This window comes from Jiella avicenniae (assembly GCF_021390325.1).
GTDB lineage: Bacteria > Pseudomonadota > Alphaproteobacteria > Rhizobiales > Rhizobiaceae > Jiella > Jiella avicenniae.
This window is the reverse complement of the sequence record NZ_JAJUWU010000021.1, coordinates 60,102-79,421: the sequence shown is the minus strand read 5'-3', so window position 1 is coordinate 79,421 and position 19,320 is coordinate 60,102. Positions and strand designations below refer to the sequence as shown.

The 19,320-nt window shown below is 67.3% G+C and carries 22 protein-coding genes, 1 tRNA gene, 1 pseudogene and 1 other annotated feature; of the genes and pseudogenes, 14 read left to right on the top strand and 10 right to left on the bottom strand.

The features are described 5' to 3' along the window. Window positions 1-54 precede the first annotated feature (54 nt). The 4 genes from LZD57_RS19620 (at window position 55) to LZD57_RS19605 (ending at window position 4,308) form a co-directional block, all read left to right on the top strand. On the top strand, window positions 55-1,836 hold the full coding sequence (locus LZD57_RS19620) for a S8 family peptidase (RefSeq protein WP_233721277.1): 1,782 nt from the start codon (window positions 55-57) through the stop codon (window positions 1,834-1,836). A 63-nt stretch (window positions 1,837-1,899) separates the two neighbouring features. Next, complete coding sequence (locus LZD57_RS19615) at window positions 1,900-2,604, top strand: hypothetical protein (protein ID WP_233721276.1); 705 nt, start codon at window positions 1,900-1,902, stop codon at window positions 2,602-2,604. Between the two features lie 61 nt (window positions 2,605-2,665). Further along, window positions 2,666-3,595 carry a YceI family protein gene (locus LZD57_RS19610; protein ID WP_233721275.1) on the top strand — a complete coding sequence of 310 codons (930 nt, stop codon included), beginning with the start codon at window positions 2,666-2,668 and terminating at the stop codon, window positions 3,593-3,595. Window positions 3,596-3,744: 149 nt separating this feature from the next. Next, window positions 3,745-4,308: an RBBP9/YdeN family alpha/beta hydrolase gene (locus tag LZD57_RS19605; protein WP_233721274.1), complete on the top strand. Its 564-nt coding sequence runs from the start codon at window positions 3,745-3,747 to the stop codon at window positions 4,306-4,308. A gap of 54 nt (window positions 4,309-4,362) precedes the next feature. On the opposite strand, the gene LZD57_RS19600 is transcribed toward LZD57_RS19605, so the two are convergent. The 5 genes from LZD57_RS19600 to LZD57_RS19580 all read right to left on the bottom strand — a co-directional run bounded on the left by LZD57_RS19600 (window position 4,363) and on the right by LZD57_RS19580 (window position 6,649). Then, a complete protein-coding gene (locus LZD57_RS19600) occupies window positions 4,363-4,680 on the bottom strand; it encodes a DUF1476 domain-containing protein (RefSeq protein WP_233721273.1) in 318 nt (105 codons plus the stop codon). Between the two features lie 116 nt (window positions 4,681-4,796). After that, a complete protein-coding gene (locus tag LZD57_RS19595) occupies window positions 4,797-5,168 on the bottom strand; it encodes a hypothetical protein (RefSeq protein ID WP_233721272.1) in 372 nt (123 codons plus the stop codon). Further along, window positions 5,161-5,589 carry a hypothetical protein gene (locus tag LZD57_RS19590; protein WP_233721271.1) on the bottom strand — a complete coding sequence of 143 codons (429 nt, stop codon included), beginning with the start codon at window positions 5,587-5,589 and terminating at the stop codon, window positions 5,161-5,163. Before LZD57_RS19590 ends, LZD57_RS19595 begins: the two co-directional genes overlap by 8 nt. Then, the gene (locus LZD57_RS19585) at window positions 5,586-5,795 is read right to left on the bottom strand and encodes a hypothetical protein (RefSeq protein WP_233721270.1); all 210 of its coding nucleotides are present in this window, start codon (window positions 5,793-5,795) and stop codon (window positions 5,586-5,588) included. The genes LZD57_RS19590 and LZD57_RS19585 overlap by 4 nt, the downstream gene beginning before the upstream one ends. Window positions 5,796-5,911: 116 nt before the next feature. Next, window positions 5,912-6,649, bottom strand: a complete 738-nt coding sequence (locus LZD57_RS19580; RefSeq protein WP_233721269.1) for a peptidoglycan-binding protein — start codon at window positions 6,647-6,649, stop codon at window positions 5,912-5,914. A 518-nt stretch (window positions 6,650-7,167) separates the two neighbouring features. Here LZD57_RS19580 and LZD57_RS19575 point away from each other — a divergent pair. Beyond that, window positions 7,168-7,863 (top strand): HAD-IIIA family hydrolase, encoded by a 696-nt coding sequence (locus LZD57_RS19575; RefSeq protein ID WP_233721268.1) that lies wholly within the window; start codon window positions 7,168-7,170, stop codon window positions 7,861-7,863. 219 nt (window positions 7,864-8,082) lie between these two features. Further along, window positions 8,083-8,157 (top strand) — tRNA-Val (locus tag LZD57_RS19570). Between the two features lie 127 nt (window positions 8,158-8,284). Here LZD57_RS19570 and LZD57_RS19565 read toward each other — a convergent pair. The 4 genes and pseudogenes from LZD57_RS19565 to LZD57_RS19550 all read right to left on the bottom strand — a co-directional run. Further along, window positions 8,285-8,930, bottom strand: a pseudogene (locus LZD57_RS19565) (IS3 family transposase); the annotation flags it as partial. After that, window positions 8,516-8,646: a sequence feature (AL1L pseudoknot), on the bottom strand. (Overlaps the previous pseudogene by 131 nt.) Window positions 8,931-9,228: 298 nt before the next feature. Then, window positions 9,229-11,466, bottom strand: coding sequence for a xanthine dehydrogenase family protein molybdopterin-binding subunit (locus LZD57_RS19560; RefSeq protein WP_233721267.1), 2,238 nt, complete (start codon window positions 11,464-11,466; stop codon window positions 9,229-9,231). Continuing rightward, window positions 11,463-11,957 (bottom strand): (2Fe-2S)-binding protein, encoded by a 495-nt coding sequence (locus tag LZD57_RS19555; RefSeq protein WP_233721266.1) that lies wholly within the window; start codon window positions 11,955-11,957, stop codon window positions 11,463-11,465. The genes LZD57_RS19560 and LZD57_RS19555 overlap by 4 nt, the downstream gene beginning before the upstream one ends. Before the next feature lie 24 nt (window positions 11,958-11,981). After that, a complete protein-coding gene (locus tag LZD57_RS19550) occupies window positions 11,982-13,271 on the bottom strand; it encodes a c-type cytochrome (RefSeq protein ID WP_233721265.1) in 1,290 nt (429 codons plus the stop codon). Between the two features lie 653 nt (window positions 13,272-13,924). On the opposite strand from LZD57_RS19550, the gene LZD57_RS19545 reads away from it, so the two are divergent. The 7 genes from LZD57_RS19545 to LZD57_RS19515 all read left to right on the top strand — a co-directional run bounded on the left by LZD57_RS19545 (window position 13,925) and on the right by LZD57_RS19515 (window position 18,409). Continuing rightward, a complete protein-coding gene (locus tag LZD57_RS19545; RefSeq protein ID WP_233721264.1) occupies window positions 13,925-14,557 on the top strand; it encodes a peroxiredoxin in 633 nt (210 codons plus the stop codon). Further along, window positions 14,554-15,444: an MBL fold metallo-hydrolase gene (locus tag LZD57_RS19540; RefSeq protein ID WP_233721263.1), complete on the top strand. Its 891-nt coding sequence runs from the start codon at window positions 14,554-14,556 to the stop codon at window positions 15,442-15,444. Before LZD57_RS19545 ends, LZD57_RS19540 begins: the two co-directional genes overlap by 4 nt. Further along, a complete protein-coding gene (locus LZD57_RS19535) occupies window positions 15,441-15,899 on the top strand; it encodes an ArsR/SmtB family transcription factor (RefSeq protein WP_233721262.1) in 459 nt (152 codons plus the stop codon). Before LZD57_RS19540 ends, LZD57_RS19535 begins: the two co-directional genes overlap by 4 nt. Window positions 15,900-16,125: 226 nt before the next feature. Beyond that, a complete protein-coding gene (locus tag LZD57_RS19530; protein ID WP_233721261.1) occupies window positions 16,126-16,557 on the top strand; it encodes a protein tyrosine phosphatase family protein in 432 nt (143 codons plus the stop codon). 170 nt (window positions 16,558-16,727) lie between these two features. Next, window positions 16,728-17,513, top strand: a complete 786-nt coding sequence (locus tag LZD57_RS19525; protein WP_233721260.1) for a sulfite exporter TauE/SafE family protein — start codon at window positions 16,728-16,730, stop codon at window positions 17,511-17,513. Window positions 17,514-17,543: 30 nt separating this feature from the next. Beyond that, window positions 17,544-17,978: a YeeE/YedE family protein gene (locus tag LZD57_RS19520; RefSeq protein WP_233721259.1), complete on the top strand. Its 435-nt coding sequence runs from the start codon at window positions 17,544-17,546 to the stop codon at window positions 17,976-17,978. Between the two features lie 5 nt (window positions 17,979-17,983). Further along, window positions 17,984-18,409, top strand: a complete 426-nt coding sequence (locus tag LZD57_RS19515; protein ID WP_233721258.1) for a DUF6691 family protein — start codon at window positions 17,984-17,986, stop codon at window positions 18,407-18,409. Between the two features lie 12 nt (window positions 18,410-18,421). Here LZD57_RS19515 and LZD57_RS19510 read toward each other — a convergent pair whose 3' ends face one another. Further along, window positions 18,422-18,592: a hypothetical protein gene (locus tag LZD57_RS19510; RefSeq protein WP_233721257.1), complete on the bottom strand. Its 171-nt coding sequence runs from the start codon at window positions 18,590-18,592 to the stop codon at window positions 18,422-18,424. Between LZD57_RS19510 and LZD57_RS19505 the strand changes: the two genes are divergently transcribed. Further along, window positions 18,591-19,205 carry a DsbA family protein gene (locus tag LZD57_RS19505; protein ID WP_233721256.1) on the top strand — a complete coding sequence of 205 codons (615 nt, stop codon included), beginning with the start codon at window positions 18,591-18,593 and terminating at the stop codon, window positions 19,203-19,205. The two genes, LZD57_RS19510 and LZD57_RS19505, sit on opposite strands and share 2 nt — an antisense overlap. Window positions 19,206-19,320 lie beyond the last annotated feature (115 nt).

Sequence of the window (19,320 nt, the reverse complement as noted above, 5' to 3'; positions counted from 1 at the left end):
GCCTTCCGTCCTTCGTTTCCGCGCCTCGGCCGCACGTTTCGGAGCTTGAATGAGATGCGTAGGTTCGATCGCAAAGCCCTTCGAGACCGGCGCCTCGGCGCTGACGCCCTGAAGAGCGCCGGCCTTCTCGCCGCGGCGCTCGCCGCCAGCCAGGGCATCTGCGGGGCGAACGCCCAGGAGAGCTTCGCCGAGGCCAGCCGGCAGATCCTCCCCGCCGCCGCCCCGGCCCTCGCCACCACACCGCCTCGCCTCGTCGATCCAACCCGCGTCCTCGTCACCCTCAGAAGCGGCGAAAATCGCGAAAGCCTCAGGAACGAGGCAACACGGCGCCAGCGCGAATCGGCCGGCGGCTCGATGGATGCGGTGGTCGCGGCGATCCAGAGCGCCGGCGGCGGCAGCGGCCGCAGTCTCGTCGTCGCACTGCCCGGATCGGGCCGCGAACGCAGCGACGGGACCGCCCTCCCATCCGTCCCGGCAGGCGGCGGCGACTTCGCCGCGAACCTTGCGCCCGAAGCAGCCGGCATCGTCGCCGCGCTTCGCCAGATGCCGCAGGTGGCCTCCGTCGAACCGAACATGATGCGTTTCGCCACCCAGGCCGCCAACCCCGCCGACAATTTCAATGCGCTTTTGGGCATCGACAGCCCGCCGGCGACCGACGGCTTTCGCTCGCAGAGCCCCGACGTCGGAGCGATCGATGCCGTCATCGGCTCGGGCCGCGTCGGGGGACCGGCCCGGATCGGAGCGCCCTCCGGCCTCTCGGACGATCCGCTCTCGCAGTTGCAATGGCAGCTCTTCGACAACGCGCCGCAGGCGGGCGCGGACCGGCTCCCGGGCGGGACGGGCTTTCGAACCTTCAGGGCGACGCATCGCCAGGACGGCAATCCCGGCCCGGTCGTCGCGATCATCGACACCGGCCTCGTCGCCAGCCATCAGGATCTCGCCAGAAACAGGATCCTCCCCGGCTACGACTTCATCTCCCTCGACCTCGTCGCCAATGACGGCGACGGCCGCGACGCAAACCCGTCCGACCCCGGGGACGGGACGACTGCGGGCCTGTGCTTCACCGGATCTCCCGCCACCGCCAGCACCTGGCACGGTTCGCACGTCGCCGGCATCGCCGGAGCGGTCGAAGGCGACAACCGGCTCGGCATCGGCCTGCCCGGCATTCCGGTGCGCATCGTGCCGGTGCGCGTCCTCGGTCGCTGCGGCGGCTTCGATGCAGACATCATCGACGCCCTACGCTGGGCCGCCGGCGTGCCCGTGCCCGGCGTGCCGGACAACCCGAATCCGGCGAAGGTGATCAACATGTCGCTCGGCGGCCCCGGCGCCTGTCCGGCCGCCTATCAGGCGGCGGTCGACGACGCGCTGGCGGCGGGTGCGGTGATCGTCGTTGCCGCCGGCAACAGCGCCGAGGATGCGCGCCAGTCGTCGCCAGCAAGCTGCGCGGGCGTCATCACCGTCGCCGCTTCCGATGCGCGCGGCGCGATCTCGCCCTATTCCAACTACGGACCGCGCATCGACGTCATGGCGCCCGGCGGCAACACGCAGCGGGACGACGATCGCAACGGCCAGCCGGACGGCATCCTGTCGATCGTCTCCGGCGGCTACGAGTTCAAGGAAGGCACCTCGATGGCCGCGCCGCTGGTCAGCGCAATGGTCGCCACCCTCGTCGCCGCACGACCGGCGATGACGGCCGAGGAGGCGCGGCGGGCGCTCGTCGCCACCGCCCTCGCCCGTTCGGGCGAAGCTTGCCCGCAGGGCTGCGGCGCCGGCCTCGTCCAGGTCTCGTCCCCCGGTGCCGGCGCGGCGCGATCGCTCGCCGGCTCCGCGCGCTGAATCCGGTCGGAGACGGCTCCGATCGCAGTTTCTCAACCCCGCGTCACAGCAGCGAGGAATCCCATGTCACGCTTGTCCATCGTCGTCGCCACCGTCCTTGGAGCGCTGTTTCTCGCTCATCCGGCGAGCGCGCAGACCTGCGATACCTATCGCGTCGAGGCCAGGCTGTTGAACATGCGGGCCGAGGCGAACGTCTTCGGCACCATCCTCGACGTCCTGCGCTACAACGATCTGGTCTGCATCGCGAAAAGCGAAACCTCCAGCGGCCAGGACTGGGGCTACGTCGTCTCCAAGAGCCGACCCGATGGCAGCGGCACCCAGACGATCGAAGGCTGGACGTCGATCCGCTATCTCGCCAAGGTCGAGACCACCGCCAACGGCCCGACGCCGGTTACCGCCGGCGACGACCAGGCGAGTCAGCCTGCATCGGCTTCCGACGGGCAGGCGGCGGCGAACGATCAGGCGGCGAGCGATCAGCAGGTCACGCTCAACTTCACCGATCCCGTTCCCTTCGGCCCCTTCCCGGTGCGCGGGCGCAGCCTCGAACAACTCGCCAACAGCCTGCCGCTGTTCGCGCCGATCGAGGGCTTGAAGGAAGAGCGTTGGAAGCGGCAATGCACGTCCTGCCATCAGTGGAACAAGGATCGCCTCTGCGATCAGGGCAAGTCCTACATGGCCGATCCGGCCAGCATCATCCGCATCCAGCACCCCTATGGCGGCCCCTACAAGAAGGCGCTCGCAACCTGGGCCGGCAGCGGCTGTCAATGACGGCGGCGAGCGCCCCGGCGCGACGGCAGTCTTTGGAACGATGTGACGAGAGGAGCAGGAAATGGCTCGAAGACACGTGATGGCGGCCGCAGGCTTTTGTGCCGCCGCGCTGGCCGGGGCGGGTTCCGCAACCGCCTGCGAATTCTACGAAGCGATCGACATACGGACCGAGCTCTTCGACAAGCCGGACAGCGGCGCCGGCCTTGCCGTGGCGATCCTGCCCGAGGCGACCCAGGCCTGCGTCATGGAAGAGACCGCCGATCCGGCCGGCCACAAATGGTATCGGCTCGGCTTCTATACGGTCGCCAACGTCAAATACAACGTCGACGGCTGGGTGCGCGCGCCGGGCGGCACAGACGCGTCGGCGGGCGACACGAAGGTCGCGGCCGTGACCGGCGGCGCACCGGAAGCGGCGCGAAGCGAGGCGGCGACGCCGGAAATCGGAGAGAGGGAGGCGTTCTTCTCCCGCACCTGGACACTCGACAATTCCCGCTCGCGGCTGAACTTCGTCACCATCAAAAAGGGCACCGTCGTCGAGACGCAGAAGTTCGGCGAGCTTTCGGGTGACATCTCCTCCAGCGGCGATGCCGAGGTGAGGATCAAGCTGGAATCGGTGTCGACCGGCATCGACATCCGCGACGTCAGGATGCGCTTTCTCCTGTTCGACATCGAGCAGTTTCCCGAAGCGACGATCACCGCCAGGATCGATCCCCAGGCGATCGGATCCGTCTTCGACGAGGCGCGGATGACCTACGACCTGCCGGTGACGCTGACGATCCGCGGCATCAGCAAGGACATCACCGTTCCGGTCATCATCTCGAAGCTCGGCGATTCCCTCGTGTCGGTCGCCTCCGCCTCCCCCGTGACGGTCTCCACCGCGGATTTCGGCATGGACGACGGGCTGAAGCAGTTGAGCGCGGCGGTGGGCGACATCCCGATCACGCCGTCTTCGCCGGTGACCTTCGAACTCGCCTTCGTGCCGGCGAGCTGACCGGCGGCCGGCCGCGGCGGGACGGTCGCAGCCGACGCCGCCCGCCAGTGCCGTGCGACCGCGACGACCACGCCGGCGGAGGTGAACTTCCCATCGCCCGCCGGCTCTGCCGGTTGACTTCCGCGACGAGTGTTCGCATTTGCGAGGCCATGCGAGCCGCCGAAGCCGACATTCTCATCATTCCCGGATACAAGGGATCCCCCGACGACCACTGGCAGAGCCGGTGGGAGCGCAAGCTCTCGACCGCGCGCCGGGTCGATCAGGTGGAGTGGTCCAAGCCCGTCGTCGAGGATTGGACGCGGTCGGTGGCGAGCGCCGTCAACGCATCGACGCGGCCGGTGATCCTCGTCGCCCATTCGCTGGGTGTCGCCGCGGCTGTCCAGGCAGTGCCGAAGTTCGAAAAGCCCGTCGCCGGCGCGTTCTTCGTCGCCCCACCCGACGTCGCCGACGAGACGATCCGGCCGAAGCATCTGCGCACCTTCGGCCCCTATCCGCGCGATCCGTTGCCCTTCCCGAGCCTCGTCGTCGCCAGCCGCAACGACATCTTCTCGTCCTTCGAGGCCGCCGAAGACATCGCCGGCGCCTGGGGCTCCCTGTTCATCGATGCGGGAGAGATCGGCCACATCAACGCCGAAAGCGGCCATGGCCCGTGGCCGGAAGGTCTTTTGACCTTCGGCCGCTTCATGAGCCGGCTGCCGCGCCCGTCGAACTGAACCCGGCCTCCTCGCGGCCGTGTCCTCTCGCCCTTGGCCGGCAACGGCGGATCCTCAGGCGTTGCGGATCTGATTCTCGGCCTCGGCCAGGCATTCGGCCATGTGGCGGTGGATCTGATGGTCGGACTGGTCGACCTTCGCCCCGTCGAAATCGGTCCGGATCTTCTGGAAGATTCCGTCGTCGCCGGGTGTCTGGAAGGCAATGGCGACGACGTCCTGGGCGTAGCGATCCGCCTCTTCGCCGGACAGACCCATCTTTTCTGCGGCCCAGAGCCCGGTCAGCTTGTTGCGGCGCGCCTCGATGCGAAATCTCAGTTCCTGATCGTGCGCGTAGCGGGCTTCGAAATCTTGTCCGCGATCGTTGAGAGACATGGCGTGTTTCCTCGCTCGTCGGCCCGGTTGGGCGGTGGTCCCTGACATAAGGAAAGATCGCCGCATTTTGAAGCGGAATTCGCCCCGCCCGGCCTCTCCTCCACTGGCCTCGGCCGTCATCCACGGCTGAGTTCCGCCCGGATCTGGCGAAGCTCGAGCCGCAATTCCTGCACCTCGCGGGCGAGATCGCGCATCATCTCGCTCAGCGCCTCGCTCTGCTGGGCGCCCTGATGGCCGATCTCCCGCGCCCGCTCGCCGACCCGCGCGTCGAGTTCGCGCATGGTCGACGACAGCCCCTCCACCGAGCCGGCCAGATGCTTGACCGAGACGCTGTCGACGAGCGCGGCGTCGAGCCGGGCGGTTTCGACCTTCTCGCCGGTCGCTTCCCCGCTCTTCAGCCCCAGTTTCAGGACGACGGTCGAAACCGCGACGCCGACGATCCCGCCGACCCACAGGACCCATTCCGGCAGGGAGTTTGCGTCAACCATCGGTGCGACACCCCTTTTCCTCGCCGATCCAGTAGAGACAGAAGAGCGCCAGAACCGTGATGGCGGCGTTGCCGCCGACATTGGGCACGAGGACGCCCGCCCGCACGGACCCGATGACATAAGCGAAGGTGATCAGCGCGTAGACGATCACGCCGGCAAAGCAGCAGGTCGCCCGAACCGTGGAGGTGAGCTGCCGTTTCACGCCGTTGACGACGAGCCCGGCCGACCAGACGAGGCCGACGACGAGCGTCAACCCGCCCGTCGCGGCCTCGCCGAACACCGCCCGGAAGGCGGCGTAAGCCTTGAGTTCGAAGGTCGCGCCCGGTGACAGCAGCGTCAGGCCGAAGAGGACGAGGTTGAGGGCGCAGAACCACTCCGCCGCCCGCTGCCTCGCCTTCTTGCGGATGTGGACGAGGATCATTGCGCCGCGTCGGCGGTAGAGCCGGCGTTCTTCGGTGCCAGATAGACGATGCCGAAGCCGAGCAGCGCGTTGAAGATGCCGAGCCCCAGCCAGGCATACCACGGCATGTCGACGCCCTCCGGCACCGTGGCGAAGACCGTGGTCCCGGTGGCGGCGATGGTCGCGGCGGTGGCACCGATCGCCTTGGCGACGCTTGCGAGATTCATGATGGTTCTCCCTGGTGGATGTTGAAAACCCGGCTGCTCCGGCCGGCGCGGCTCTTGCCCTCGGCAGCCCGTATCGGGCCGGGCCGGCCGCCGACGCCCGACGTAGGCGCTCGGCGTCAGAGCCTTGCGGCCTGGACGTGCATGAAGTCGTAGTTCCGCGCCCGCCCAAGCGAGAGCCAACCCTCCGCCTCCCACGCTCTCCAGAACGGTAGCGCGTCGTCATGGGACAACCGGGCCTTCGGCGCGCCCCATTTCAACTGATTGCGTTCGGGATCGAAGTCGATGGCGATGCCCCAGCTGTGCATCGACCAGGAGGAGCCGCCGCGCATCCTCCTGACGGCGAGCGATCCGCCGAACAGGTCGAGCCCCAGCGCCTTGCGCTCGGCCGCCGAATAGGTCGCGGCGATCGTCTGCAGGACCCGGCTCGCCGAGGCCGCCACCTTCTCGTGCAGCGTGATCGTCTTCACCCGCGTCGTCTTCGCCGAGGACAGGAAGAAGTCGAACGGCACGTCGACCCGGGTCTGGCGGGTGCCGACGGCGCCGTAGAAGGCCGGCACGCCGCTCTGCCTCGGCCATGCGTTGATCTTCAGCGAGGCGAGGTCGATCTTCTGGATTTCCGCCTCGGCCGGGGCGCGTCCTTCGAGCGCCGCGGCGGTTTCCGGGTCGACCTGGCTCGAGGATTCCCGCAGCGCCGTGACGACCGCGTCGTCGGCCATGCCGTCGACCGGCAGCCCTCTCGAGGCCTCGAAGGCGCGGATCGCAGCCGTGGTGATCGGACCGACGACACCGTCGATCGGCCCGCAGGCAAATCCGTGAGCCGTCAGCCGGCTCTGCAGCCAGGCTTCGAATGTCATGGCGCGTCTCCTTGCGAAAGCGACCGGCGCGAAGCCGGCACGAAAAAGCCCGGCGCATGGGGTGCGCCGGGCGGGGATGCGATCATCGGGTGGACCGGTCGGCGTCCTTGCCCGCCGTGTCGGGATTGGGATTGCCGCCGTCGGAAACGGCTCGGGCGGCTGAAAGAAAGGCGTGGAAACATCTGGCGGGGCGTGCTTCGGCAGAGAGCCTGGCCGGGATGATTCCGCCGAGCGCGCCCAACAGGCGACGTCCGAAACCCTCCCGTGGAGTATGGCTCCACGGCATTGGCGCCGAGACACTCGAAACGAGCGGTCTCCGTCGTCGTCAAACGCGACGGCATCTCGCATGTTCTTGTTTTGTACCATCACTTGCGTGACGCAGCAAGTCGGGATTTAAGCATCCTGCGAAACCGACGGGTTCGACGGGCGGACGCCTCGGCGAACGGGCCTTCCGGCTGGAGGCACGGCGTCGCGGCCGGCGCCCGTTTCGGCGTCCCCCAAGTGCGGAGCACAACCGGATGCAATCGAGCCGAGCCCCCCTCGTCGTCTTCGACCTCGACGGCACGCTGATCGACACGGCGCCGGATCTCGCCGCCGCGCTCAACCATTGCCTCGGCTTCGACGGCCACGAGGCGGACGCTCTCGACGTGGTGCGCCCCCATGCCGGCCACGGCGCGCGGGCCATGCTGACGGCGGCCTACGAGCGCCGCGGCCTGACCTTGGCGGAGCCCGACATGCTCGCCGCCCTCGAGCGCTTCCTCGGCCATTACGAGGCGCACATCGCCGACGCGTCCCGTCCCTATCCGCATGTCGTCGCGGCCATGGACGAGCTGGCGGCCGCCGGCTTCGCCCTCGCCGTCTGCACCAACAAGCGCGAGGGCCTGGCGCGCCTCCTGCTCGATACGCTCGGCCTTTCGTCACGCTTTTCGGCCGTCTGCGGCGCCGATACGGTCAGGAACCGCAAACCGCATCCGGGACACATCGAGGAGACCGTCGCACGGGCGAAGGGCGCTCCGGGACAAGCGGTGATGATCGGCGATTCGGCGGCCGACATCGATGCGGCTCATGCGGCGGGGATTGCCTCGATCCTCGTCGATTTCGGCTATGCGCCCGACGCCCGGGCCCGGGCGAAAGCCGCCTGTGAGATCTCCGACTATCGCGACCTGACGCCGGACCTCGTGCGAAGGCTCCTCGCGACCCTCGGCGCCGGCTGAAAACCCGCTGGCAAGGAGCGGCTGGCGGAGAACGGGCCGAGCCGTCTCTCCATCGTCGATGGCATATTGACGCCGGCCGGCCTCACCCCCTATAGGCTGGTCCGCGGCGCAACCGGGCGCCGGACGCAATTTCGACCGTGTGAGGCTATTGTCAGCCGAAATTGCGCCGATGACATGCAAGGTCGATGACGCGCCGATGGGAGCGGCCGTCGGCCTTAAGGGCGCGTAGCTCAGCGGGAGAGCACTTCGTTCACACCGAAGGGGTCACAGGTTCGATCCCTGTCGCGCCCACCATTCACCGGAACGCAAACGGCACGCACCAGTTTATCAAGTGAACCGCCCCGACTTTCCCGGAGACCGGTTTGTTTGAGTCCTACGCGGCGATCGGCACGGCCTCAAGCTCGGCGTAGTAGGCGGCTTCCACGACGCCCTTCAGCCCCATGGTCCTCATCAGCCGGGCGACGGGGCGACGGTGCAGCGGGCGACCTCGATGCCCTCGCGCCGCATCTGGCGCCAGACCTTCCGCACCCATAGACACCGAAGTTCGCCTCGAAGACGCGGCGGATCTCCTTGCAGAGGTAGCATCACGTTGTTCCCGGGGGGATCCGCGAGAGGGATCGCGTCGGCGGGCGGCATGCTCGTGATAGGTCGACGGGGCGATCGGCAGAACCCGGCAGATCGGCTCGACCCCGTAGGTATCGCGATGGTCGTCGATGAACCCCGTCATGGCTTGAACCGGCGCCCCTATCTCACTTGGCTCGCTCCGCCTGGGCAAAATACGCCGACGCCTTGCGCAGGATCTCGTTGGCTTGGCGGAGTTTGCGGTTCTCGCGTTCGAGCGCCCTGATCCGGTCGCGCTCCTCGCTCGTCTGCCCGGCGCGCACGCCCTGATCCCGCTCGGCTTGGCGCACCCATTTGCGTAGCGTCTCGCCGGAGCAACCGATCTTCGCCGCGACGAAGGCGATTGCCTCCCACTGCGAGGCGTAGTCGCCCTGATGCTCCCGAACCATTCGGACCGCTCGTTCCCGGACCTCCGGCGAATATCTCTTCGATGTCGGTTTCGTCATGATGACCCCATTCTCTCAGGAATTGAGGTCTCCGGGAAAGTAGGTTGTTCATATCCGGCTTTTGCCGAGCCCTTGCGGCCGGGCGTCTCGGTGGCGCCGGGAAGATCATGTCATAGTTTGAAGATCGTCCGCATTGACGACTTCGCGTTTGGTGAGAATTATCGCTCCTGCGCGATCGTCGATCGCTCATGGCGACGGCGCGTCGTGAAGCTCCTGCCAACCGTGAGATCATCACGGTCGCCTCCTCGCTGCCCGATCATTTGGAGATCGAGTTCGATTCCGTGATCGTTGCGACCATTCAGGCTTCCAGCGTGCGGCGGATCTTCTCAGGCGACAGCGGCAAATCGCGGATGCGCCTGCCGGTGGCGTCGGCGAAGGCGTTGGCGATTGCGGCTGCCGTCGGTCCCTGAGAGCCTTCGCCGGTGCCGAGAAACGGCTCGCCGGGCCGGTCGATCACATGCACCTCGACCGCGCCTGGGACAGCGGGAAAGCGCATGATCGGATAGCTCGCCCAGTCGCGGCTCAAGATCTCGTCGGTCGAGTAGTCGACCTCCTCGTAGAGCGTCCAACTCGCCGACTGAACGATACCGCCTTCCGTCTGATTGCGGATGCCGTCCGGATTGACCGCCTGGCCGCTGTCTGTGGCGGCGACGGCCCTGAGAATGCGGACGAGCCCGGCCTCGCGCTCGACCTCGATTTCCAGGGCGACGGCGCAGTAGACCGCAAGGTTCTTGTAGCGGGCATAGGCGAAGCCGCGACCATGTCCCGGCCCCTTGCGTTTCCAGTCCGACCAGCCGAAGCGGTCGGCGACCGTCGTCACCACGTCTCGCGCGCGCGGATCGCTCAGATGTTTCAGCCGGAATTCGACCGGGTCGGCGCCGGCCTTCAGCGCCAGTTCGTCCATGAAGCTTTCCAGCGCGAAGACGTTCATATAGGCGCCGAGCGAGCGCATTGCGGAGACGCGCAGCGGCATCGACCTGATGAAGTGCTTGGTCACGCGGGAGTTTGGGAAGTCGTAGCCCGGCACTGCGTTGCGGTCGCCGCCGCCCGCCGGCTGCGGAATGGAGATCGGCTCGTCCGCCTGGAACGGATCAGCGATCAGGTTCGCGGCGAGCAGATTGCCGGCCGAGCCGGGACGGGTCGAATGCGGCGTCGACCAAACGTCGTAGACCCAGTCGGTGATCGTGCCGCTCTCGCCCAGCGCGGCGCTCGCTTCGACCACCATGGCCGAGCCGTAGGGCTCGAAGCGGTGTTCGTCTTCGCGCATCCATTGCACCCGCACCGGTGTGCCCGGCACCTTGGTGGCGATCAGCGCGGCGTCCGCCGCCGCGTCGTCGGCGCCGTTGTGGCCATAGCAGCCGGCACCCTCCATATGGATGACGCGGACGTTTTCAGGCGGCATGCGGACCATTTCCGCGATCGCGTCCCGGTCGGGATAGACGCCCTGGGTGTGGCTCCAGACCGTGAGCCGATCGCCATCGACATGGCCGACGGCACAGGACGGACCGATCGAGCCGTGCAGCTGATAGGGCCGGTGATAGGCCGCCTCGATCCGCGTGCCCTGGCCGCCTCCGCTGCCCTTCTCCTGGATGACGCTCTCCTGCGAGGGTAGCCGCTTCAGGACGTCGTAGATCTCGGTCTTCTCCGGCAGCGCGATGCCGCCGCCCCATTCGGCGGCCGCGGCGAGCGCGCGCATCGCCTGGATGGCCTGGAATTCGCCTCTGGCGACGACGGCGAGATAGTTGCCGTCGCGGATCACCTGGACGACGCCCGGCATCGTCTCGACCTCGGAGGTGTCGATGCCGGTCAGCCGCGCGCCATAGACCGGCGGGCGCACGACGCGGGCGTGGACCATGCCCGGCAGCCGCAGATCCTGCACATAGGCGACCGCGCCGGTCAGCTTCGCGGGAATGTCGATCCGACGGACCGCCTTGCCGATGATCCTGTTCGTGCTCGGATCCTTGATCGGGGATTGCGGTTGCGCCTGGACGTGCAGGACGTCCGGCCCGACCAGTTTGCCGTAGCTGAGAGACCGCCCGCCGCCCGTGATCACGCCGTCGTCGACCGTCAACTGGTCGGCCGAAAGCCCGAGCTGATCGGCTGCGCGGGCGATAAGGAGTGCGCGAACCTGCGCGGCGGCGTTGAGGATCGCGGTACCGCTTTCGGACATGGAGTGGCTCGCTGCCGTGTAGCCTTCGTTCGGGGTCTGGCCGGTATCGGCCGTCTCGAGCACGACGCGGCTAAAATCGACGTCGAGCTGTTCCGCCGCCACCTGGATCAGCGCGGTCCTGATGCCCTGCCCGAGTTCCGCCTTGCCGGTGAAGACGGTGATCGAGTCGTCCTCGTCGATCCGGATCCAGGAATCGAGATAGGGAAAGTCGCTGAGGCTGCCGGGCAGCGGACCGGTTCCCGAAACTTGCGCCTCCTCGCTCTGGGAGAGCGCCGAGCGTGGCGCGAGCGAAAACGACAGGATCAACGCGCCGCCGCCTCCGAGCAGCGAGCGCCGCGACAGCGCGGGGCCGGACAAGGCGTTCATGTCGCGCTCCTTTCGGCAAGCGCCGCCTGATCGCCAGCCGGCTTGCCGGCGGCCCGCCGGGCGGCGCGCAGGATGCGCATATGGGTCCCGCAGCGGCAGAGATTGGGATTGAGATGCTCGCGGATTTCCCGTTCGCTCGGCGCGGGGTTCCGGTTGAGCATGCCTTGCGTGCGCATGATCATGCCGGGGATGCAGTAGCCGCACTGGGCCGCCTGCTCCTCGATGAAGGCGGCCTGAACGGGGCCCGGATCGTCGATCGTGCCAAGGCCTTCCAGCGTCGTGACGTTGCGCCCTTCGAGCGCCGCCAGCGGGATCAGGCAGGAAAACACCGCCTCGCCGTCGAGAAGAACGGTGCAGGCGCCGCATTGGCCGAGGCCGCAGCCGAATTTGGCGCCGTTCAGTTCCAACTCGTTGCGCAGCACGTAAAGCAGCGGCGTTTCCACGTCCGTTTCGGTGGAAAACGGCCGATCGTTCACGGTGAATCGGGTCATGTCGCTGACATCCTTCCTGCGGGCTCAGCGTTGCGGCTCGGCATCGGCGCGACGCATGGTCTCACGAACGTTCGAAATCGTCTTGCCGAGATCGTCCCATGGTCGAAGACCAGCCTTGGCGTGGCGAAGATAGGCCGCGAGCACGGTGAGTTGCTCGTCGGTCAAGGACCCGGCGAGCGCCGGCATGAAGGAACCGGCCCGCCCTTCCGGCGGCTGGACGCCGGCCAGCACGAAATTGACGAAGTTGCGGCTCGTCGCCTCGTTGAGGGCGCTGCTGTCGGCGAGGTTCATCCCATGCGCCCGGCGCGCCGGAGACGACGCCTCGTGGCAGGAGGCGCAGAGGCCGGCGTAGAGAACGCGCCCTTCGTCGTTTCCGTTGCCGCCTTGTTCGGACGTTGCGGCGGCCGGTGCCAGCTTGCCGGCGCCGCTCCGCATCTTCGGAAGAACATAAGCGGCAATGGCCTCGACGTCGGCTGCCGGCACGGCCGCGAGATTCTCCGCGACCGGCTGCATCGGCCCGGCGGCGACGCCGTGGTCGGCCGTGAAGCTGCCGGTGAGGTAGGATTTGAGACCGGCTTCGGTCCAGCCCTTCGGCGTCGGCAGGTCTCCGGCGATCGCCGGCGCCGTCCAGCCCTCCGCCTCGCCGCCACGCAGGAAGTCGTCACGCTTTTCCGCCTGCAGAAAATTGCGTGGCGTGTGGCAAGCTCCGCAATGGCTGAGGCCTTCGACGAGATAGGCGCCGTGGTTGACCGTATCGCTCGCGTTGCCGTCCGGCTCGAAGCGGCCGGAGTCGAAGAAGAAAAGCTTCCAGCCGGCGAGCACCGGCCGCCAGTTCAAGGGAAACGGCAGGTCGTTCTCTCGGGGAGACCGGCGGATCGGCGTCCGGGTCATGAAGAAGGCGTAGAGCGCGCGGGCATCCTGATCGGTGAGCTTGGTAAAATGGGTATAGGGGAAGGCTGGATAGAGATGATGGCCTTCCCGATCGAGCCCTTCGCGCAGAGAGCGGCTGAACGCCTCCTGCGACCATCGGCCGATGCCGGTTTCCTCGTCCGGCGTGATGTTGGTCGAGTAGATCGTCCCGAAACTCGTTTCGATCGCGTAACCGCCGGCATAGGGATCGCCGCCCCTCACCGTGTGGCAGGTGTTGCAGTAACCGAGACGGGCCAGTTCCGCCCCGCGCTTCACTTCGGCTCCCGAAAAGCTCTCGGGCATTGGACGCTCGACGGTGGCTATGGCGCTCGGGCCCAGGGCATAGGCAAGTGCTGCACCGGCCAGAACCACGATGACGACGAGCGCCGAGATCAGAATCTTCATGGCTGCCTTTCACAACCGCCAACACGAGCAACGGCTTGCTGGTCGCGAGAGAGCGAATGATAGGTTAGGAGCATGCGATCGACAGCCTTCGTCAGGGTTGGCCAAGAACGAGTTTCCTAGCCGCGACTTCGATAGAGCTACGGTCGGAGTTGGCTATTGGAACCGATCGGCGGACGCGATGACTGCGACGCCGTCGGCGGCTGGACTTGCTTTGCGAAAGTGGAGAGCTCTTCCGAGAGAAAGAGGAGCTTCTATGGGCAGATCACATCGCCGGTTCGGCAAGGAATTCGAGGCGGCGGATCGGGCCCTGCGTCGTCTGGATCTCGAAGTCGGCGGCGGTATCGTCGATCCTGAGGGACGTTGTCGGTTTCCTGTTACTGGCATCGATCGCCGTCGAAGCGGCGGCAGTTCGGGCGGGTCGGAGCGTCGTCAAAGGCATTCGGGCGCGGCGGACCGGCGCGCTCGCACGGGCCGCGACGAAGGCTCGACACCGCATCATTATTTATAAAACGATATCGTTATGCCTGGCGCCATCCCGGCCGAAGGCGAGAAAGCCGCCAGCCTGTCGGCGTCTCGAACTTAATATAGTAATTTGTATATTGACATAGCTTCTTCTCTATCCATATTTTGAAAATCAATCAGACGGAGACAGCATGAGCGCTTCCACCCCGTTTCAGCCGCGGATCGGCGACGAAGCGCCGCCATTTTCCTGCCGCTCGACGCGCGGCGAGGTGAAGTTGGCGGACTATCGCGGCCGCTGGCTGGTGTTCTTTTCGCATCCGGCGGACTTCACACCGGTCTGCACGTCGGAATTCGTCGCCTTCGCCAGGGAGGCGAACGAGTTCGACGCGATCGGCTGCGCGCTGCTCGGCCTGTCGGTCGACAGCCTGTTCGCCCACCTCGCCTGGGTGCGGGCGATCGAGGAGCGCTTTTCGCTGAAGATCCCGTTCCCGGTCTGCGAGGATCCGTCCATGGCGATCGCCGGGGCCTACGGCATGCTGGATGCGGCCGCCGGAACGAGCGCGACGGTGCGCGGCCTCTTCATCGTCGACCCGCACGGGATCGTGCGAATGTCCTCGTTCTACCCGATGTCGACCGGGCGCTCGGTCGCCGAGGTCCTGCGCACCGTGCGGGCGCTGCAGTTGTCAGACGGCCACGACGTCGCGACGCCGGAGGGCTGGGAGCCGGGCGACGACATCATCGATTTCGCCGACATGGCCCGCGAGGACGGCCTCGGCGTCTCCGACTGGCTCTATCGGACACGGAAATTGGAGGCCTCGAAATGACCGCGTCCCCGATCGTGAAGGGCTTCTACGATCCTCGCACCTTCTCCGTCCAATATGTCGTCGCCTGCCCCGCGACGAAGCGCTGCGCGATCGTCGATCCGGTGCTCGACTTCGACCCGAAATCGGGTGCGACGGCAACGCTCTCGGCCGACGAGATCCTCGCCTATATCAAGACGGAGAGACTTACCGTCGAGTGGATCCTCGACACCCATCCCCATGCCGACCACTTCTCCGCCGCCCAGTATCTGAAGGCGAAGACCGGCGCGCCGACGGCGATCGGCGAGAAGGTGACCAGGGTCCAGGCACTCTGGAAGGACATCTACAACTGGCCGGACTTTCCGGCCGATGGCTCGCAATGGGACAAGCTGTTTGCCGAGGGCGAGGTCTTCCAGATCGGCGAGATCGACACGAAGGTCTTGTTTTCGCCGGGCCATACGCTCGCCTCGATCACCTATGTCGTCGGCGACGCCGCCTTCGTCCACGACACGCTGTTCATGCCCGATGGCGGCACTGCCCGCGCGGACTTCCCAGGCGGCAGTGCGCGGGTGCTCTGGCAGTCGATCCAGGAGATTCTCGCCTTGCCGGAGGAGACCCGCGTCTTCACCGGCCACGACTATCAGCCGGGCGGCCGCGAGCCTGCCTGGGAGTCGACCGTCGGCGAGCAGAAGCGCTCGAACGTCCATCTGAGCCGGGCCAAGACGGAGGCGGAGTTCGTCGCGCTGCGCGAGGCCCGGGACGAGACGCTCTCGATGCCCAAGCTGATCCTTGCGGCGCTGCAGGTGAACACGCGGGGCGGACGGCTGCCGGAGCCCGAGGACAACGGCACGCGCTATCTGAAGATTCCGCTCGACCGGCTCGCCGGCGCACCCTGGGAGGATGCCCGATGAGCGGCCCCGCCGAGAGGCCCGGCGCTGCGGCGCTCGCCCGGGCGGAGATGATCGAGGAAGCGGTCTCGCTTCTGAAGCGGCTGGGCCATCCGACGCGGCTGCTGATCGTGTGCCGGCTGGTGGAGGGCGAGATGTCGGTGGCCGAGATGGAAGACGAGCTCGGCCTGCGCCAGCCCTCGCTGTCCCAGCAGCTCGGCGAGTTGCGCAATGCCGGCATCATCGAGCCGCGGCGCGAGGCCAAGAACGTCGTCTACCGCCTCGCCGATCCGAAAGCCGAAAGATTGGTCGCGACGCTCCACGCGCTGTTCTGTCCTGCGGGCATTGAGGCCCCTGCGCTGGCGACGCGGCCGTCGCGGCCCCTCCCCCTCGGCCCCTTTCTCGGGGCCGCCGTCTTCGCAAAAGTCGGCCTCCTCGCTGCCGCCAACGACGACCCGCATACGCCCGCGGTGAGATGAACCGGACCAGCAGCAAGCCCTGCCGCCGAAGGCGACCTTCGCTGAGCGACGGCGTCCTGAGACCAGCAGTCGCTTTCTCCGCGCCCGGACCAGCGTGACGAGGCTCGCGAGCGACCGGCTCCAAGAAACCGGCCTTGCACATGCGCCCGATCCGGCCGCCAATGCGGGGCAGCGAAGCTCCGCCGGAGCGGCCGGGCAAGATCTCCAGCCAAGGGAGCAAATCGACATGGATCCGAAAAATCTCACCGAACAACTCGCCGTCCGCGACCAGGTGAGCCCCGACGAAGTCGCCGCCCTCGGGGGTGCCGGCTTCCGTTCGATCATCGTCAACCGGCCCGACGGCGAAGGCGCCGATCAGCCGAGCTTCGCCGAAATCGAGCGGGCGGCCCGGGACGCCGGAATGGAGGCCCGCTACATTCCCGTCGTGATCGGCAAGACCTCGAACGAGGACGTCGCGAAGTTCGCCGCCGCCATGGACGAGTTGCCCAAGCCGGTCGTCGCCTTCTGCCGCTCCGGCATGCGCTCGGCGACGCTGTGGGCGCTCAGCCAGGTCGGGCAGCGCCCGGAGCAGGACATCGTCGCCCGCGCCAAGGCGGCCGGGTACGACGTTGCTGCCGTCACGAGCCGCGCTTCCCGAGATGGTTCGTCGACGACCTGAAACCCTGCAAACAGGCTGCCTGCCCGGGGAGACGATCCTGCCGCCCGTCCGTCGGCAGGCGATGCCGAAGGACCGCGATCCGATCGCCGAGCCAGAACACGAAACGTTGCCTGCTGCCGGTCGGCAGCACGCCCTCGACGTCTCGAGGCTTGCCTCGAATGGACCCGCCGATGACCCTCGAGCCGCTGCAATATCTTCTCGGCGCCGTCTCCGGTTCGCTGGTCGGCTTGACGCTCGGCCTGTTCGGCGGCGGCGGCTCGATCCTCGCCGTCCCGCTGATGGTCTATCTCGTCGGTGTGCCCAGCGCCCATATGGCGATCGGCACCAGCGCCTTCGCCGTCGCCGCGAATGCCGGCACCAATCTCGTCGGCCACGCCCGCCTCGGCAACGTCAAATGGCGTTGCGCCGGCCTGTACAGCGTCGCCGGAGTTCTCGGGGCGTTCCTCGGCTCGACGCTCGGCAAGGCGATCGACGGGCAGAAGCTGCTCTTCCTCTTCGCCCTCCTGATGATCGCCGTCGGTATCCTGATGTTCCGCAACCGCGACCGAACGGGCAATGCCGGCGCCGAATGCAACCGCGAGAACGCCCCGAAGGTGCTCGGCTTCGGCGGAATGACGGGGATCTTCTCCGGCTTCTTCGGCATCGGCGGCGGCTTCCTGATCGTGCCGGGCCTCGTCGCGGCAACCGGCATGCCGATGCTGAACGCCATCGGTTCCTCGCTCGTCGCGGTCGCCGCCTTCGGCCTGACGACGGCGCTGAACTACGCCTTTTCCGGCTTGGTCGACTGGCCGCTCGCCTTCGTCTTCGTCGCCGGCGGCATCCTCGGCGGGTTCCTCGGCACCGTCGCCGCCCGCTGGCTTTCCGGCAGGAAGGGCGCGCTCGACGTCGCCTTCGCCGGCCTCGTCTTCATCGTCGCCCTCTCCATGCTCTACAAGAGTGCCGCAGCCTTCGCGTGATCACTCCGCATTCTTTCGGACCCGGACCCCATGCCTCTCGATACCGTCACACCCTTCACGCCCCTCGCCTCCACCCTCGGCGGCGTCATGATCGGCCTTTCCGCCGTTCTCGTCATGGCGCTGTTCGGCCGCATCGCCGGAATATCCGGCATCACCACCGGGGCGCTGCCGATGCGCCGCGACGACTGGGACTGGCGCCTCGCCTTCATCGCCGGGCTGATCGCCGCGCCGCTCGTCGTTCTGGCAGTCACCGGATCGCCGGTCCGGCAGACGGTGCCGGGCGATCTCGTCGCCATGGCGCTTGCCGGCGTTCTCGTCGGCTTCGGCACCGTCATGGGCTCCGGCTGCACGTCCGGCCACGGGGTCTGCGGTCTCGCCCGGCTGTCCCCGCGCTCGCTCGTCGCCGTCCTCACCTTCGTGGCGACGGCCTTCGTCACCGTCCTCGTCCTGCGTCATATCGTGTGAGCACCATGCGCATCCTCCTCGGTTTCCTCTCCGGCCTGCTCTTCGGCATCGGCCTCATCGTCGCCGGCATGTCGAATCCTGCCAAAGTCCTGAACTTTCTCGACCTCTTCGGCACCTTCGATCCGAGCCTCGCCTTCGTCATGGGCTGCGCGGCGATCACCGCCTTCATCGGCTATCGCCTCGTCTGGCGACGGAAGCGACCGCTGCTTCTCGCCGACTTCCAGATCCCGACCAGGCAAGACATCGATGGCGAACTCGTCGCCGGCGCGGCGCTTTTCGGCGTCGGCTGGGGAATCGGCGGCTTCTGCCCGGGGCCGGCGTGGACGGCTCTGCCGCTCGCCGCGCCCGGAACGATGGTCTTCCTGCCGGCAATGCTGATCGGCATGGCGCTCGCGACCATTCTGAAAGCTCGCAAAGCCGCCCTCGCCTGACCGGCCGTCGCGTCACGCCTCGCGCCTGAGCGCTCGCTCGAAGAACGGAAGGTCGGCGGCAACCGCATGCCGGACGAGGCCGTCATCGACCTCGACCGCCGCGTCTCCGCCGTCGGCAAGATCGTGGGCGGCGGCATGGGCCGATCCACCCGCAACGAAAACCAAACGGAGAACCGGCGTCATGCCATCGAAGCTCGACCGCAGAACCTTTCTCGCCACAACGCTGACAAGCGGCGCGCTTCTCGCGGCGGGCGAGAGCGTCGCCGCGCCCGATCCGATGTCGAAGGAGGCGGTGCTCCACGACCCCGAAGCGCCGATCCTCGGCAATCCGAAGGGCAGCGTCACGCTGGTCGAGTACTTCGACTACCAGTGTCCGTACTGCAAGAAATCCTATCCGCAGATCATGGATCTCGTTCGCCGGGACGGCGACATCCGCTTCGTGATGAAGGACTGGCCGATCTTCGGCGCGGCGTCCCTCTATGCCGCGCATCTGACGCTGGCAGCCGGAAAACACCGTCCGCAGGCGCTCGACGCGTTGATCCGGACCGACGGTCGCTTGTCCCCGCAGTCGATCGACGACACGCTGGCGAAGGCCGGCTTCGACGTGGCGGCGCTGAAGCAAAACTATCGGCGCGACAAGGCGAAGATCGACGGGCTCCTGCGCCGAAACGACACCCAGGCCGGCGGATTCGGCTTCAACGGCACGCCCGCCTTCGTCGCCGGTACGGTGATCTTCCCGGGCGTTCCACGCATGGAAGATCTGAAATCCGCCCTCGATCGAGGCAGGGCGGGCTAGTAGAACGGCTCGAAGCCGGCGATCGGAGGCAGAGCCGCAGACCGCGCGGCAAGACGATCGATGCCCCGGACGGGCCTGGGAGGACAATCGCTCGGCGCCGGCAGATCTCGGCGGT